At 42.1% G+C, this 15,696-nt stretch carries 11 protein-coding genes; 5 read left to right on the plus strand and 6 right to left on the minus strand.

All coding sequences use genetic code 11. From position 1 onward, the window contains the following. Window positions 1-140 precede the first annotated feature (140 nt). The 6 genes from B5D06_RS01350 to B5D06_RS01375 all read right to left on the minus strand — a co-directional run bounded on the left by B5D06_RS01350 (window position 141) and on the right by B5D06_RS01375 (window position 8,701). Window positions 141-2,477 (minus strand): leucine-rich repeat domain-containing protein, encoded by a 2,337-nt coding sequence (locus tag B5D06_RS01350; protein WP_078736237.1) that lies wholly within the window; start codon window positions 2,475-2,477, stop codon window positions 141-143. Between the two features lie 248 nt (window positions 2,478-2,725). Continuing rightward, window positions 2,726-5,764: a leucine-rich repeat domain-containing protein gene (locus tag B5D06_RS01355; RefSeq protein WP_078736238.1), complete on the minus strand. Its 3,039-nt coding sequence runs from the start codon at window positions 5,762-5,764 to the stop codon at window positions 2,726-2,728. A 511-nt stretch (window positions 5,765-6,275) separates the two neighbouring features. Next, entirely contained in the window at window positions 6,276-7,184 is a 909-nt protein-coding gene (locus B5D06_RS01365) for a PepSY-like domain-containing protein (RefSeq protein WP_078736240.1), read from the minus strand. 25 nt (window positions 7,185-7,209) lie between these two features. Continuing rightward, window positions 7,210-7,662, minus strand: a complete 453-nt coding sequence (locus tag B5D06_RS01370; protein WP_078736241.1) for a PepSY-like domain-containing protein — start codon at window positions 7,660-7,662, stop codon at window positions 7,210-7,212. Window positions 7,663-7,777: 115 nt separating this feature from the next. Beyond that, a complete protein-coding gene (locus B5D06_RS08915; RefSeq protein ID WP_159442661.1) occupies window positions 7,778-7,954 on the minus strand; it encodes a hypothetical protein in 177 nt (58 codons plus the stop codon). 156 nt (window positions 7,955-8,110) lie between these two features. Continuing rightward, entirely contained in the window at window positions 8,111-8,701 is a 591-nt protein-coding gene (locus B5D06_RS01375) for an RNA polymerase sigma factor (protein WP_078736242.1), read from the minus strand. 783 nt (window positions 8,702-9,484) lie between these two features. On the opposite strand from B5D06_RS01375, the gene murD reads away from it, so the two are divergent. Genes murD through B5D06_RS01405 form a run of 5 tightly spaced genes read left to right on the plus strand, consistent with a single transcriptional unit; the run spans window position 9,485 to window position 15,649 of the window. Continuing rightward, complete coding sequence (gene murD, locus B5D06_RS01385; protein ID WP_078736244.1) at window positions 9,485-10,855, plus strand: UDP-N-acetylmuramoyl-L-alanine--D-glutamate ligase; 1,371 nt, start codon at window positions 9,485-9,487, stop codon at window positions 10,853-10,855. Between the two features lie 51 nt (window positions 10,856-10,906). Further along, window positions 10,907-12,310 (plus strand): FtsW/RodA/SpoVE family cell cycle protein, encoded by a 1,404-nt coding sequence (locus tag B5D06_RS01390; protein WP_078736245.1) that lies wholly within the window; start codon window positions 10,907-10,909, stop codon window positions 12,308-12,310. Between the two features lie 26 nt (window positions 12,311-12,336). After that, entirely contained in the window at window positions 12,337-13,470 is a 1,134-nt protein-coding gene (gene murG, locus B5D06_RS01395; RefSeq protein WP_078736246.1) for an undecaprenyldiphospho-muramoylpentapeptide beta-N-acetylglucosaminyltransferase, read from the plus strand. Further along, window positions 13,467-14,864, plus strand: a complete 1,398-nt coding sequence (murC, locus tag B5D06_RS01400; protein ID WP_078736247.1) for a UDP-N-acetylmuramate--L-alanine ligase — start codon at window positions 13,467-13,469, stop codon at window positions 14,862-14,864. The genes murG and murC overlap by 4 nt, the downstream gene beginning before the upstream one ends. Further along, window positions 14,861-15,649, plus strand: a complete 789-nt coding sequence (locus B5D06_RS01405) for a cell division protein FtsQ/DivIB (RefSeq protein WP_078736248.1) — start codon at window positions 14,861-14,863, stop codon at window positions 15,647-15,649. Before murC ends, B5D06_RS01405 begins: the two co-directional genes overlap by 4 nt. Window positions 15,650-15,696 lie beyond the last annotated feature (47 nt).

Here is a 15,696-nt window from a genome sequence, read left to right on the forward strand (position 1 = left end):
TTGGGACATAGCCAAGAAACCGTTGCATCCTCTTACAAAAAAGAAAATTAATATCCTTTTTGCAAGATGGTACAACGGTTATTTATGATAATAGGCTATAGCACCCTTTGCAAGAGAGTGCTACAGCTTCGCGATTGCATTTACTCTACTACCAATCTATGGCAAGAGTTTCCGCTCCTTACCATGTAGATTCCTGCTGGTAAAGTACTTACTTCCAAACAGCAACCTCCCTCATCATCGGTCAAAGTTTCTGAAAGTAAAACTCCTTCCAACGAGAAGATTTGCACCCTCTCGTTTTCTTCTAACCCTTCAATAAAAAGAGTATTACGAGCTGGATTGGGATATATAGTAACTTCTTGCGAGGTGATTCTCTCTACGGCGGTAGGTTTTCCTGCATAGTCTATAGAGTTTCCACCGTTGCTATCCTTTACTTTCCAATGTTTTTGAGTAGCCAAAAGAACATCTTTATCGGTACATACATTATTCTCTTTCTCTGCTTTTAGGTCTACGACAACGAGTAACCCAGTGGCACCCTCCTCTCTCAAGGGCAAAGACTCGACTAGTGAGGTCATAGCCTTTTCCTTGATTTCATTTCCCTGAATAAATACCTTGGCAATGGAAGGACAAGAAGAAAAGTTGAGTTGTGTCAGTGCATTGTTTTCTCCCCTGAACCCTACCAAATGAGAAGAGGATGATAAATCAAGTGTTTTAATAGCATTGTCATTACAAACCAAACGTAAAAGGGCAGGCGTTTGCAAGAGATTCAACGCTTCAAGATGGTTAGTTGAACAATGCAAATCGTTCAAAGAAGTATTCTTTTGCAAAGTCAAAAGTTCCAATTTATTATTGGAAACATCGACAAAAGAGAGTAGCTCCAAAGAAGATAGGTCAAGCTCTTTGAAGTTATTCTGGTATGCGTATAGCTTGGTTAATTTAGGGTTTTGAGAAAGATCTAACTCTGTAAGCTGATTTTGCGCACAATTTACGACACTCAACAAAGGAAATTCTTTGAGTGAAAGTTCCGACAAACCATTGCCTAAACAGTAGAGGATTTCTAAGTATTCATTATCCTTTAGACTCAAGCTGGAGAGTTTATTGTTACTACAATAGAGGGAACGAAGAGCTGTACACTGCTCTAACTTTAATTCTTCTATTTGGTTTTCAGAGCAATACAATTCACTAAGGAGTTCTATTCCCTCGAGAGGTAAAGTCTTTAGCTTGTTGTTATTACAGGTCAGCTTTACAAGAGCCGAGCAGCCTTTTACATTTAATTGCTCCAATTGATTTTGATAACAAGTTAGTTCCCTTAGTTGAGTGTGATTAGAAAGATCTAATGATGTTAGTTTATTACCATCGCAATTAAGGTATTCCAAGTTAGTAGCCATGCTTAAGTCCAATACCGAAATAGCATTGTTTTCGATGATTAGGGTCTTTAGAGCAGAGGCATCTGTACCGAAATCAATCGAGGAAATTTTGTTTTCGGCGCACTTTACAGCACTATACTTACCATATAATGCAAGAGAAGAGGAGGTTCTGGGTATTTCCATTAAAGTCTCAAAGAGCTTTAACTCCTCTCCCTTCTGATAGCTACCATCATTATTTAGATCTATCCAACAGGTATTCCTATGTTCCTCTTCAATATTCAAGCTAATAATCCACTTACCAGTGGTTTCAGATGAATGTAGTATCACTTTAGGATCTTGTGCTACATAGTTGTTATCATTAGGATCGGGAGTTCCCGTATAAGGATTTTCTCCCTCATCTTTGCCATCTTTCCAGTCAAATACAGCCCAGTTCTTAGCCTCTAATTCTGCTACCTGTTTTTTGGTTACAATGTTTTCCAACTCTGGTCCTATTACGCTATTAATAATATGTATTTTCCCCGCCCGATCTTGTCCAGTACGATCGACCAAAGAACGTACTAAACGCCACATATTCTCTCCCTGAATATGGTTTGTATAGCAAGAAAGACGACGTAATTTTTTATTGGCCGAGCAATCCAATACCTCAATGCGATTGTTTTGGCAAATCAGATTGTACAACTTGCCATTACGTGAGAGATCCAGAGTGGTGAGTTTGTTGTTGCCTACTTGCAAGTCTTCCAAAGCATCATTATTCGTCACATCCAATGTTGTAAGATAGTTGAACGAAGCAGAGAGCATCGTTACTCTTCCGTAGATAGTTATTGTCTGACTTGTTACAGGGCTACTGTTGTTGTATAGGCTAAAGTCATACGCCTCTCCCTCTTCATACGTGGCATTATTATTCCAATCAATCCAAACAGAAGATTGGTCTGCCTCCTTAGCCTTAAGTCGGATAGACCACTCCAAAGTAGTATCCTCTCGAGTTAATACCATCTTATTTTGCGCTGTGGTATACTCAGATTGCGCTTGGGCAGTAATAGGAATTGATAATGTTAACAATAGAGGCAAAGCCAATAGATTGCGCATTTTACATGCAAATACAAGTTTTCTCATAGTATAGATTTTTTTCAAAAATTAGACGTGCCATAAAATTAGCAAAAACCACTAAATAAACACGCTGAGTAAGTTATACGACCTAATTAAATCGCTTGTTGAAAGGCGTATTCGAGATAAGAGAGAGATTATAAAAACCGCAGGATCTATACAATTGGAGTATAGAATCCTGCAGATTATTAGAGAAAGGCAAATCAGTTCAGTGCTGCATTAAAAAGCGCAAAAGAACTGAACAAGAAAGCTCTTTCTTAGAGAATAACTTTTCTTATCTCTTTTTTATCTCCTTGTACTACTACAACTACATATTGTCCATGAGCAAGAGAGATAGAAGTTTCTTCCTGTATGCTCATACGCTTGATAGCTTCACCAGCCATGTTGTAAACAGTAATAAAAGAAGGAGTAAGGGTAGTTATAGTAAGAATACCATTTTGAGTAGAGAATTTAACTGCAAGAGTATCTATTTCTTCTACCGAAAGATCTTCTTCCTCTACAATATTCTTGAAAGCCTTCCATCCAGCAGCTTTTGCATAGACTTCTTTTGTGCCGATAGGTACGTGCAATACAGCAACATCTATATCGGCAATATCAGAAAAAGCTAAGTCGTCGAGAATAGGAGGAACCATACCATAAGAAAAGACTTGAGCAAGAGATTGGCATCCTCTGAAAGCATTGGCTCCTATCTGCACCTTCTTAGGTACATTGAGAGAAACTATTGCCGTTCCCTGTAGAGCCTGCTCCCCTATGTAGGTAACTCCCTCGCCAGGTAGTTCAAAACTTGCCAGTTTGAAACATCCTTTAAAGCTAAAGTCTCCGATACGTTTAAGATTATTGCAGTGATCTATCTTTAATTCTACCAAGTTAGCAGCTCCATTGAAAGCATAGTCAGCTACTTCTTCAAGTGCCTGTGGAAGTTGTAATTTCTGAGGGAAGAAATTGAATGCACAGGCATACTTCTCGATTTTCTTGATATCATCGGGAAGCTGAATCAGCTCTACTTTCTGCCCAGGTTCTATAAATGATGGGTAGTGTATCAGAGCTTTATCGACTTTGCGAATAAGCATTCCGTCTATAGTTTCAAAGAAATCATTAGCTCCCTCAATCTTCTTAACAGGCATAGCAAATGTAAAGGCTCCCATACGCACCTTTTCCACGCTCTTGGGAAGAGTAAAAACTTCTTTGGGATAGGCGGTTGCTATCTGTACAAGCTCTTTGCCATCCTTTGTGTATACGGCATTGTCTACAGAGGTAAAGTGCTTATTGTTAGTATCGACGGAAAGTTTCTTTAGGCTGCCGCAGAACATAAAAGGAAGTTCTCCTATAGTTTCCACTCCAGCAGAGATGGTTAGACCAACTAAATTGGCTCCTTTGAAAGCAAAGTCAGCGATATGTTTTACATTATCAGGTATCACAACTTCTCCTACCGCATCCCATTTTATCAAAGTATTACCCTCTATGACAGGTTGATGGTCAGGGTCTTCATGATTGTCTTGACGGCACACTAAAAACACCTCAAGGTCTGCTATTACATTATTGACCCTAAGTTCTTTTTCAGTGGAGGTTTGTTCTTCGGTGTTAATTATCCAGGTACCCACTTTATAGCCTGGATTGGGTTCTGCTACGAAGATGAGGTTCTTTCCTCTGGGTATAGCCTCTCCGTCTACTATGGCAGTTCCATCTTCCATCTTCGCTGTAAGTTTTCCATTGCCACTTAACTCTCTGTATTTAACAACCACAGAGCCACTCATACGTTCAAAGCTAACATAGAAATCGAGGGGCTTAGTTGGCGTTACGGTCCAAGTAGTCTTGCCTTTAAGAGCTGGATCAGCCACATACTGTCCATCGCTATTTTCAAACAACCAGTCTGTAACTTCGTATCCTTTTTGAGGGGTAGCCGTAAATGTTACCGATTTGCCATTTGGAACCAAATCGCTCGAATTAAAAGGTTTTCCATCCATTACGGCTGTGACAGTGCCTGCCATCGTATTGGCCGATTTGAAGAAAATTCTATTCCCCTCGGGCAATTTATTACAGTGCGCTACGATAGTTAGATCTTTATCCACAGAAGATATTTCAAGAATTTGAGGTTTACCCTCACTTCCAGGCAACCTCTCTCCATTAACGATCCAATGAGAAAACTCGTAGTTTACGAAGTCGTAACGACACTCCAGCTTGAGCAAACTACCTTCGCCCACTTGGTCGCCATTGTTTACATTTACGGGGCCCGCAATCCATGCCTCAATAAAACCTGCCTCGACAGGATTAACACTGAAATTAACAGTATACTTTGTCAGTTCTCCCTCGGGTGCTCCTATCTTAATAGTAGCACGAGTGTAGTGCTTAGCTAAAGCGTTTTTTACTGTTTCGTTAGCTACATAGATTGTCAATGCTGCAATATCACTGGGACCACTAATGTTATTACTGCCAAAAGAGGTAAAGTTTTCACTCTCATGAATATCAACAAGTTTAATACCTCCTATTTGTCCAAAAGAAAAGAATCCGACACTCTCCAATTTAGGCAGATAAACACTCTCTAAAGCATCGGCAGATGCAAAAGAATTTTCGCCAATTACTTTAACAGATTTTCCCGTAATTATTTTGAGCGTCTTCACGTTTTGGGCAGCCCCTTCGGCTACTTCGGTAGTTTCTGAGGGTAAGGTAATTTTCTCATAACCAGGTAGTAGGATAAGTGCGGTGGTTTTATCTTTTGTTAGAACTGCCCCACTTAAAACAAGGTATTGAGCCTGTGGATTTGTAATCTTAAACTCCTTGATATTAGGACAATTACTAAAGGGATTTTTGGCAATCGTCTTTAACTCCCCTCCTAAAACCACACTTTCCAGAGAAGAGCAACTAAAGAAACTATTTTTGCCTAACACCTTAATTGATGGGAGCTCCAATGTTTTGAGGGCTTGATTATCGCACGAAGCAAAAGCCTCTTCGCCAATTTCCTCGACATGGGGCATCTTTACAGATTTAATACCCCTACATTCCTTGAAAGCTTCCTTGCCAATTTTCTTAACGTTGTTGAAGTCAACAGAGGTAATCTCGTTATTGGACGAGCGGAATGCACCAGGATTATTGTATCCTTCCCAATCATCATCGTCTCCCCAACCTCCGCCACTTTCAAAAAAGCAATTTGGAGCAATTTCAACCACTTCGTCTGGCATCTTGATATCACCTGTGGCCATAGGCCAGCTCACAAGCACTCCGTTTTGAATAGTCTGTGCTTTGAGTCCTAAAGGAAGCAGTATCAAAGCAAACAGGATGAAAAGAGCATTTTTTTTCATGAACTAATTAATTAAAATATAAACTCTACTTTGCCGCTACAATCATCCTATCATGGCGTGTAGCTGGCCTATCACTCTTTTTATGTCACGAATAGGTGGTCTTAATCTACCGAATGGAGTTTTTCTTTTGTCTGCTTTCCTCGGATGGATTAGATACGTAAAACAACTATTGCGTTACAAGGCTCTTAAAAATAGGATGCAGGCTAAGGAAGCTACTGAGTGTTTTCATTGGCCTTTAGTTTCTAAATATAGTGCCGTTGGCAAAAGTAGGAATAGATTTCTAATATCACAAGAAATAGGTATGAAAGATGCTCTTTTATTTTGGGAGAGATGACTGTAAATGCTCCTTATAAAATATCTGACAAGGTTTCTATACCTATAAAAAAACATCGGCTGTAAATAATGGGGAATATTACAACCGATGTTAGATAAGCTTCAGAGATACTATTTGACGAATACTCTCTCCTTTTTCTTATGTGATTAGCAAGATTTTCTTGCCGAGTGGATGAGGTTAATCTCTTTGCCTTTTGATGAGTTCTCCTGTGTGAGAAAATTTCAATTCGTAATTTCCTGCTTCTACTTCGTAGTGATTTCTTTCGAGTTTAGCAGAAGAAATAAAATCTATCAATCGTTCATTGACGAGGTACGAAACGGCTACAGAAGGCAAAAACGCCTCCAGAGCACTTTTGGGTATGAATACTCGCCCATCTTCATCACCTTCAATTTCTACGAGAGTAGCAGGCTCTCTGTACTCCAGTTTATATCCTTCGTTGTAGCTCTTTTGAATGTAGAATTTATGATGTATCGTACCATCTTCTCTCTCTTTGTTGGCGTAAAGAATCTTATACCCAGGAAAATGTGCTTCTGTAAATTTCAAAGCAGCTTCTACCGTAGTGCTTTCGGATGCCATGGATGGGCTTTCAGGCTCCTTATTACTAATGAGCTTGCCCATTTTATCAAAGTAGAACTTCTTGTTGTCTGTAGTTTCTACCTTAAAGCCATAGGATTTACGCTCAATTTCTTCAACTCTAAGGCGATTTGCTTTGATATATTCTACGATTTTCGCGGGAAAGTGGAGCAAACTCTCAATAGTCTCATAAGGGATCTCGCCAATTTCTGCTTCAACATCTGTCCAAAGACCATTAATATCAAACTCAATCTCAATAGAAGAGGCTACCGCTCTCATAGAGGCAATCAACCGAGATTCGTAAAGAGAGCCTCTATCTGTTGCCCTGGAAAATTTTGTAGAAGAAGCCACCGTATATCCCTTTATGGCATTCAACGTAGCTTTTGCCTCTGTGGGCAACTGATCGGTAGTGACAGAAACAGTAGGGATAGAACTTGCATCTACCCCTTTTTTCGAACAACCCGCCCAAGCGAGCCCCCCCAATGAGAGGGCTAAAAATAAAAGTTTTTTCATGGTATCTTAGAGTTACACGGCTAAATTAGTCGTCTATACCCACAAAAGCGAGCTTAGAGTTGAACTTAAGTTCTACTCCGTTAGAGAGTTCTACTTGGTACCCCCCTCTATCACGTTTTTCGATTTGTTTGATGGTAGTTCCAGGAAAATGCTTAACTACGTAGGTAGAAATAGCCTTAGGAATAATCTGGTTAGGTACCACACTTCCACGTTCAACCTCTACATCTTTCCAAACGCCTTTTCTGTCAAACTCCATACGAGTACCGTCTACCAATAGTACCTCATAGGTCTTTCCGATCAAGTCGTTGTCTACAGTAACAAGAGAGACCTGAGCAGAGAAATGTTGCTTTACAAACTGCTGAGCCACTTTTGGGAGCTGAGCAAAACTAATAGGTTTATCGTCTGCTTTGAGGATAGATGGTAAAACGACTAAGCTCACGAGAGCGAAAAGCATTAAAACAATCTTCTTCATTTTCATTCTACTTTTTAGTTTATACTTAATAATAAGGGCGTTCTATTTGCCTTTATTTATACGCAAAACAAATAAGAAAGAAATAGGTTCATTTTCAGGGAAAACAAAGCTTTCTTTTACTTTACCCCCTTTGACGACGGGGCAAATTTATTTTTCTCATCTTTTTCCCTTCTATTTTTGAAAGTATCATGTTTTTTGTTGTAGCTGGATTGTACAAATCGGGAAAATAAAAGATTTCCTCTTTAGGAGATACTCCATTCATGGCAGAGTGATGGCTCCCTTTGTATATGGAGCGCATAGCTCAAAGGAAGCCTTCAACTCTACGATAATTCTTTTTGCTCCTTTTGAAAGGCGTTGGCCGCATGAAAGATAGCCCTACCCATCAATGCTTTCTTATCTTTTTGATTAAGAAGCAGGAACTTACACATACCTCTCGGACGCTACGGATTCTTACTTATACTGTAGCCTGTTGCCTTTGGGCTATTTTTCTCAAATTGATAAGTGCATAGCGCATACGCCCCAAGGCAGTATTTATACTTACCCCCGTATAATCTGCAATCTCCTTAAAACTCATCTCTTGAGAGAAGCGAAGTATCAGTACTTCTCGTTGCAGCTTAGGTAGTTGAGCTACCCACTCCCGCACCTCTTTGCGAGTATTGTTGGCGATTAGCAGCTCCTCCACATTAGGCGAACTACAAGGGACACGCTCAATAAAATCCTCGCGATACGCATCGTTAGATATAGAAATTGTTTTCTGGGCTTTTGTACGACGAAAGTAGTCTATCACGGCGTTGTGTGCTATACGCATAAGCCACGAACGGAACTTACCTTGCATCTGGTAACGCCCTTCGCGAACCGTATTGATAACCTTTATGAAAACCTCTTGGAAAATGTCGTTGGCATCGTCCCAATCGGATACCGAAAGGCGTATATAAGATAGTACTTCAGAGTCGTAACGCTCTATTAAACAGTCAAATGCTTCTTTGCAACCAGCCGCGAACGAAGATATCAACTCATCGTCCGATCTTAATTTGAAATCAACCATATTGCTATTATCTTCAATCAAGTAGCAATGTTTCGATAGGCAATTCTGTTTAGAGTGTTACAATTATTATTGTTGCAAAGAAAAGTAAAAAAAGTATTTCTTGCAAATCCGACACATATCAAGCTCTCTTAGCAGGTTCTTGATTAATCCCCGCCCTCCAAAGAAAAATCCATTTCCCCGCATCAAAAAGTTTGAAAGAATCGAGGCAAAAGTTGATTTCCATTTGAGTAAATCTCTATTTGCAGATTGCATATATATATTTTGAGTACTGAATATATATATATTCAAGTTGAAAATACATATTTGCAATCTACAAATAAAGAAATTCTCGTTAGCAAAGAAGTTTTTGGTCAAGTGCAAACTACTTTTCTGACGTAATTTATAGAGTTGTTACGTGGTTCCCTTGAAAAGCCCTACTCAAAACATTACATAGAGCCTCCTCTTTTGCTTCGCCTCTCTATCCCTATACCTATAAAAAAGAGACCATAATTAGTGGCAAACTATACAAATAGTATTACATATATGTCCTATCTTTGTATTGCTTTCAAGAGCAAGGGTTTGGCACGCTTGGGGTTGTGCTGTAAAGTTGCTAAAAGGGAAGTTTTTTCAAACTTAATGGGTACTTTTAGCTTCTTTTTCTGTAAAAAAACAACGTTTAAAACTGTATCCTCTTGGGCAAAACGGAAAGGTCTTGCCCAAAAGCTGCTGCCCCACCCGAGAAAAATCTCTCTTGAGAGCTACAGAGATTATCGAATGTATTAGGGCAAAAGTATCGGTTAAAATATGTCTTACCTTCTTATATTAGGTGGTGGAGAAAGCGGTGTAGGAGCCGCTTTACTTGCACAAAAAATGAATATCCGCTGTAGATTGAGCGACAACGGCACCCTCAAAGAGGAGCATCGCAACGAGCTTACACAGCGAGGGATAGAATTTGAGGAGCGCGGGCACTCTGCAGAGTGGCTCTCTGAGGCAAGCGAAGTAATAAAAAGCCCTGGCATCCCCGACACTGCCCCTATGATAAAAGCGTTGCACGAACGTGGCATTCTGGTAATCAGCGAGATCGAGTTTGCCGCTCGCTATATTGCCCCCAAAAGCCGACTAATAGCTATAACTGGCTCAAACGGCAAGACTACTACAACTACATGGCTTACCCATGTGCTCCAAAAAGCGGGCAAAGACGCCATTGCCTGCGGTAATATCGGAGTCTCTCTGGCGCGCTTAGTGGCAGAGGAACCGCACGAATACTACGTAGCAGAGTTAAGCAGCTTCCAACTGGACGGCACGATTGCCTTCCATCCACAGATCGCCATCGTACTGAATATCACCCCCGATCACTTAGATCGTTACGACTACAAATTTGAGCTCTATGCCCAATCGAAGATGCGCATCACGCGCAATCTCTCCGAAGAGGATAGCTTTATATACTGGCAAGAGGATAGTTTTATAACAACAGCTCTACAGGAAAGAGCAACGAGTTACAATACGCTCTCTTTCTCTTTGGAGGGAAAAGGCAATGCCTATTTTGATGCCGAGAAACATCTGCTATACTTTGCACCTACCGATACCCTCCCCTCTTTCTCAATTGCTCAGGACGAATTAGCTCTTATGGGCAAGCATAACTTACTGAATGCTATGGCTGTAGGATTGGCAGCGAGAGCATTGGGCGTAGAGAATGCCCCTCTCTATGAGGGTTTACACCACTTTGTGAATGTACCTCACCGTATAGAAACCGTTGGCAGGGTCGATGGCGTGCTCTACATCAACGACAGCAAAGCCACCAACATACAGTCTACTTACTATGCACTCGAGGCACAGACCCAGCCAGTTATACTCGTCTTGGGAGGTACGGACAAGGGGAATGACTACTCCGAAATCGAGGAGTTGGTACGCTCGCGCTGTAAGGCTTTGATTTTTATGGGGGTAGACAACAGCAAACTGCACTCCTTCTTCGACGGGAAAATAGCCGAGATAAGAGATGCCAGATCTATCGAGGAGATGCTCCTACATGCGCGCTCCCTCTCGAGAGCAGGCGATGTAGTACTACTTTCGCCCGCCTGTGCGAGCTTTGATCTTTTTAAGAATTACGAAGATCGAGGAGATCAATTCCGCTCTAAGGTACAAGCTATGGCTACCTCCTCCTCGAAAAACATTTAGAATCTTTTCCTTGCAAAGAGCCCTTACTTACCCTTTTAAAAGCTCAGCAATATGTCGCTTATAGCTCGAATATTTAATGAATTCAAGAGAAACCAAAATCGTGTTATTTGGTTTATATACATCGCTTTCATGCTCATATCTCTACCTGCCGTGTACACAGGTTCGGCCTCTGAGATAAGAGAAGGTATCGGGGGGATGACCTTCTTCAAACATATTGTCTTCTCGATTGTATCGTTGCTTCTGGTTTATAGTTTGACGATGATACCTATCAAGAAAGTATTACGCACCTTGACCTATCTTATCTATCTGAGTGGTACCATTCTGGCTATCCTAACGCCTATATTCGGTGAAGAGATAAACGGGGCCAAGCGATGGATTAAAATACTCGGCTTCAATTTTCAGCCTTCGGAAATTACCAAATTGGGTATTGTGCTTATCGGTGCTTACATCTTTACTCGCAAAGATGACTTCGATCGTTTGGTCTCGGTACGCATACTCAAAGGGCTAAAAGAATGGATTGGCAAAAGGCTTTCCATACAAATCGTACCGAGGAGGGTCTGGAGGCTTGAGGAAAAACAGATCTATCTATTCCTCCTTGCCGTTACCATACCTACTCTTTTTATCGTATTGGAAAACTTCTCTATGGCTATTGTCTTTGCCCTCACCACTCTTGGGGTAATCTTCATTAGTAGCGGTCTTTCGCGTGTTTTCAATCGTATTGTAGGCTTGGGAGTCGTATTCTCGCTGCTCTTTCTCGCTTTTCTATACATTACGCCCAAGAGTACGTTGGAGCAATTACCTGGACGTTTCAGCACTTGGAAAGGACGTATCTTCACCTCTTCGACACACCAAGTTCCCGATAGTGTATATCAGAAGATGACAGAGGAAGAAAGGCATGCCCTAAAGTTTAAGGAGACAAAGCAAAATATGCAGCCTCGAAGAGCCAAAATGGCCATCGCTAAAGGATTAGGAGGGGTAATCAACGGCCCTGGTTCGAGTAGAGCTCGTTATGACTTGCCCGAGGCTTCCAACGACTTCATCTTCGCCATCATATTAGAAGAGTATGGCATCGTAGGGGCTATTCTTATACCCCTTCTGTACCTTCTGCTCATGTTTCAGGTGGGTGTAGTAGGTAGGCAAACCTTGAGCAAGCAGTATTTAATACTACTCTATGGTATCACATTCCTCTATGTCTCGCAGGCCTTCCTCAATCTGCTCGTTGCGACCAATCTCTTCCCCGTAACGGGGCAAACATTGCCCTTTATCAGTTCTGGAGGTACCTCTTACATCATTGCCAGCTGTGGTATGGGGATTATCCTCGCCATAGCCAAGGACTCAAAAAAGAAGATGAGAGCTTTGAAAGAGCAGTACTCAAAAGAGGTGCAGCAGGAAATAATCCTCGACGAGGAACAAGAGGAAGAATACAGCGAAGAGAATGCCTCTAACGAGTTGTAATCAGACGATAAAATAGTTACATCCTTATGGAACAGGAAATAGAACGAGTAATCATATCTGGCGGAGGGACGGGCGGACATATCTTCCCCGCCATTGCCATTGCCGATGCGCTCAAGCAGAAATACCCCCAAATCGAAATTCTTTTTATCGGAGCCGAGGGACGAATGGAGATGGAGCGAGTACCCCAAGCAGGCTACCGTATAGAGGGATTGAAAGTGCAAGGATTAAATAGAAAGCAACTATGGCGCAACATTTCTGTTCTTTTCAATCTGTACAGAGCACGGGCTCGAGCGCGACAAATCATACGAAAGTTTCGTCCCGATGCTGTAATTGGTGTTGGGGGGTATGCCTCGGCTCCTACGCTTCTTTCGGCTCAGAAGTTAGGCATCCCTACTTTGATTCAAGAGCAGAACAGTTTTGCGGGAAAAACCAACAAACTTTTGGCTCGTAAGGCAAAAGCTATATGCGTAGCCTACCCCAATATGGAGCGTTTCTTTCCCTACACGCTTCCCGTCATAACAGGCAATCCTATACGCCCCATTCTGGAAGAAGCTCCTTTACCAGCTCGTTCCGAAGCTCTACGACACTTTGGATTCGACGATGACAAAAGTCCTTTAGTATTGGTCGTTGGGGGAAGTTTGGGAGCAAGAACAATCAATGAAAGTATCCGTAACGGGCTCGAACTATTCCTCAAAAAAGGGGTGCGATTGATATGGCAAACAGGCAAAGGCTATGCCGATGAAGCCCAAAAAGCAGTACAGAAATTGGGCAAAGAAGCAGAGGGAAAGATTATTTTTCTTCCCTTTATAGAGCGCATGGATATGGCATATGCTGCCTCTGACCTCATGATATCACGAGCAGGAGCCTCTACTATTTCTGAAATTTCGTTATTGGGGAAACCCTCCATACTTGTACCCTCGCCCAACGTTGCAGAGGATCATCAAACCCACAATGCTAAAGCTCTTTCTTCGCGAGGTGCGGCTCTTTTGATACCCGACAATGAGGCTTCGGAAGAGTTGGTCAAGCAAACCCTCAATTGGGTTACTCAGCCCGAGAAGTTACAGAGTATGAGCAAGGCGGTTTTACGCTTAGCCTCCCCCCAATCGGCAAAGAAGATCGTATCTATTCTTGAGCAAATAATTTTTTCCCCTAAGGTATGACAACACCCAACAGCTATAAAAAAGTTTATTTTATCGGTATCGGAGGCATCGGCATGAGTGCTTTGGCGCGCTATTTTCACAGTAATGGAGCCGAAGTTCAGGGCTATGATCTCACCCCCTCTCCCCTTACCGAAGCGTTACAAGCAGAGGGTATTCCCATTCACTACACAGATAATCCAGAGCTTATCGCGCAATCCTATCCTCATCCTTCGAAGGTACTGGTGGTTTATACTCCTGCTGTACCCGAAGATTTGGGAGAACTAAAGTACTGTCGAGAGAAAGGCTTTCGGGTGGTAAAGAGGAGTGAAGCTCTCGGGGAGGCAGTGCGCACACAACAGCTCTTAGCGGTAGCTGGCACACATGGAAAAACAACAACCTCCTCTCTGCTCGCACACCTTATGCACAGCAGTCATGTTGGAGGCAACGCTTTCTTAGGAGGTATTGTAACGAACTATTCATCCAATCTCCTGTTAGATACGAAAAGCGACTTCGTTGTAGTAGAAGCAGATGAGTACGACCGTTCTTTTTTGCATCTCTCTCCTCACATGGCTATTGTTACCTCTCTTGACCCAGATCACTTGGATATATACGGTAGTCCTGCAGGATATAGAGAAGGTTTTGACCAATTTGTCGCACGGATCAAGCCGCATGGAGTACTGCTTCACAAAAAGGGGATCTATACAGAGCTACCTCAATGTGCAGAAGGCGTACGCATACTATCTTACGCAATGGGAGAAGAGGCAGACTTTTATGCAGACAATCTCCAATTCAAAGAGGGGAAACTATTCTTTGACTGGCACAGTAAGGTACATAACATAGACCTATTGAGATTAGAACTGGGGGTACCCATAGCCATAAATGTGGAAAACGCTACAGCGGCCATGGCTATTGCTTACCTCAATGGTGTTACGGCAGACGAGCTGAGGGAAAGCCTCGCCTCATTCAAGGGTATTCACCGTAGATTTGAGCGTTTGGTAGATACCCCTCGCTATGTTTTTATTGATGACTATGCACATCACCCCGAAGAGCTACGGGCGGCTATTACTTCGGTACGGCGACTCTATCCCGAAGAGTCTATCTTAGGCATTTTCCAACCCCATCTTTACTCTCGTACACAAGACTTCTACAAAGAGTTTGCTCAGTCCCTTTCGCTCCTAAACGAAGTAATTCTGCTCCCTATATACCCTGCTCGCGAGGAACCTATACCAGGAGTAACGAGCCAATTGATCTTTGACAAAATCACCTCCCCTTGCAAGAGTATTGTAGAAAGAGAGGAACTCGTGACTCATCTTGAGAGGAGGGACGATTTACCTCGCATAATCCTCACACTCGGAGCTGGTAATATAGATCGAATAGTGCCTCCATTAGCTCATCTATTACGTACAAAACAATGATTAAAAAGCTTCTTATCAGAGTAGGAATACTCTTGTTCATAGCCCTTCTCGTATATATGGCTTTTACCATTCCTCAAAGGAAGCAAGAGGTCGTTATACGGGATATAAAAGCAACTGTTAAGAGTGGAGATACTCCTAAATTCGTCAAGGAAGAGTGCCTTATAGAGGATATCAAGCGTCTGCGCCCCGATGTTATAGGACTTCAAGCAGACTCGATAGAACTCTTGGCACTGGAACAAACTCTTCTTGAGAACACACTTTTTAAGAAAGTAAATATATTCTACACTACTAAAGGTACGCTGCATGTGGAGGTTACGCAACGAGACCCATTCTTCATCGTCTCTACGTCCACGACCAACTACTATGTGACCAAAGATCGAGAGATTGTACCTCTGCACAGACAGGAGCAATACTCCTATCCACTCATGGTAGTGCATGGACATGTAGACGAGGAGAGTGCCAAAGGTCCCATCTATAACCTGCTATCCTTGACATCGCAGGATCCTTTCTGGAGCTCCTTTTTCACCTCCTTTTACGTGTCATCTCCCGAGAAGCAACTCATAGCGCAAACTCGCATTGCCGACTTGGAGGTTAACTTCGGACAGAAGACCCAATGGAAGCGAAAACTCTGGCAACTGCGCACTTTCTTGAATAAAGTGTACCCTCGCCTCGGATGGGGAGCTTTCCACTCCATATACCTCGAATATCCCGATAGGGTAATAACCGTGCCGACACACGAAACAGCCTCTTTCTTACGACAAGACTCCCTTTTCATAGCACAATAGCTATACTTTTCTATCTATATTTGCAATCAGAATCACTCACATAACAA

The sequence above is a fragment of the Porphyromonas circumdentaria genome, from assembly GCF_900167105.1.
GTDB lineage: Bacteria > Bacteroidota > Bacteroidia > Bacteroidales > Porphyromonadaceae > Porphyromonas > Porphyromonas circumdentaria.

Excerpts from the sequence above, each read along its gene's own strand:
- B5D06_RS01405 (WP_078736248.1), top strand. The coding sequence starts at position 14,861 with ATGATTAAAAAGCTTCTTATCAGAGTAGGAATACTCTTGTTCATAGCC.
- B5D06_RS01370 (WP_078736241.1), bottom strand. The coding sequence starts at position 7,662 with ATGAAAATGAAGAAGATTGTTTTAATGCTTTTCGCTCTCGTGAGCTTA.
- B5D06_RS01390 (WP_078736245.1), top strand. The coding sequence starts at position 10,907 with ATGTCGCTTATAGCTCGAATATTTAATGAATTCAAGAGAAACCAAAAT.
- murD (WP_078736244.1), top strand. The coding sequence starts at position 9,485 with ATGTCTTACCTTCTTATATTAGGTGGTGGAGAAAGCGGTGTAGGAGCC.
- B5D06_RS01375 (WP_078736242.1), bottom strand. The coding sequence starts at position 8,701 with ATGGTTGATTTCAAATTAAGATCGGACGATGAGTTGATATCTTCGTTC.
- B5D06_RS08915 (WP_159442661.1), bottom strand. The coding sequence starts at position 7,954 with ATGCGCTCCATATACAAAGGGAGCCATCACTCTGCCATGAATGGAGTA.
- B5D06_RS01365 (WP_078736240.1), bottom strand. The coding sequence starts at position 7,184 with ATGAAAAAACTTTTATTTTTAGCCCTCTCATTGGGGGGGCTCGCTTGG.
- B5D06_RS01355 (WP_078736238.1), bottom strand. The coding sequence starts at position 5,764 with ATGAAAAAAAATGCTCTTTTCATCCTGTTTGCTTTGATACTGCTTCCT.
- murC (WP_078736247.1), top strand. The coding sequence starts at position 13,467 with ATGACAACACCCAACAGCTATAAAAAAGTTTATTTTATCGGTATCGGA.
- B5D06_RS01350 (WP_078736237.1), bottom strand. The coding sequence starts at position 2,477 with ATGAGAAAACTTGTATTTGCATGTAAAATGCGCAATCTATTGGCTTTG.
- murG (WP_078736246.1), top strand. The coding sequence starts at position 12,337 with ATGGAACAGGAAATAGAACGAGTAATCATATCTGGCGGAGGGACGGGC.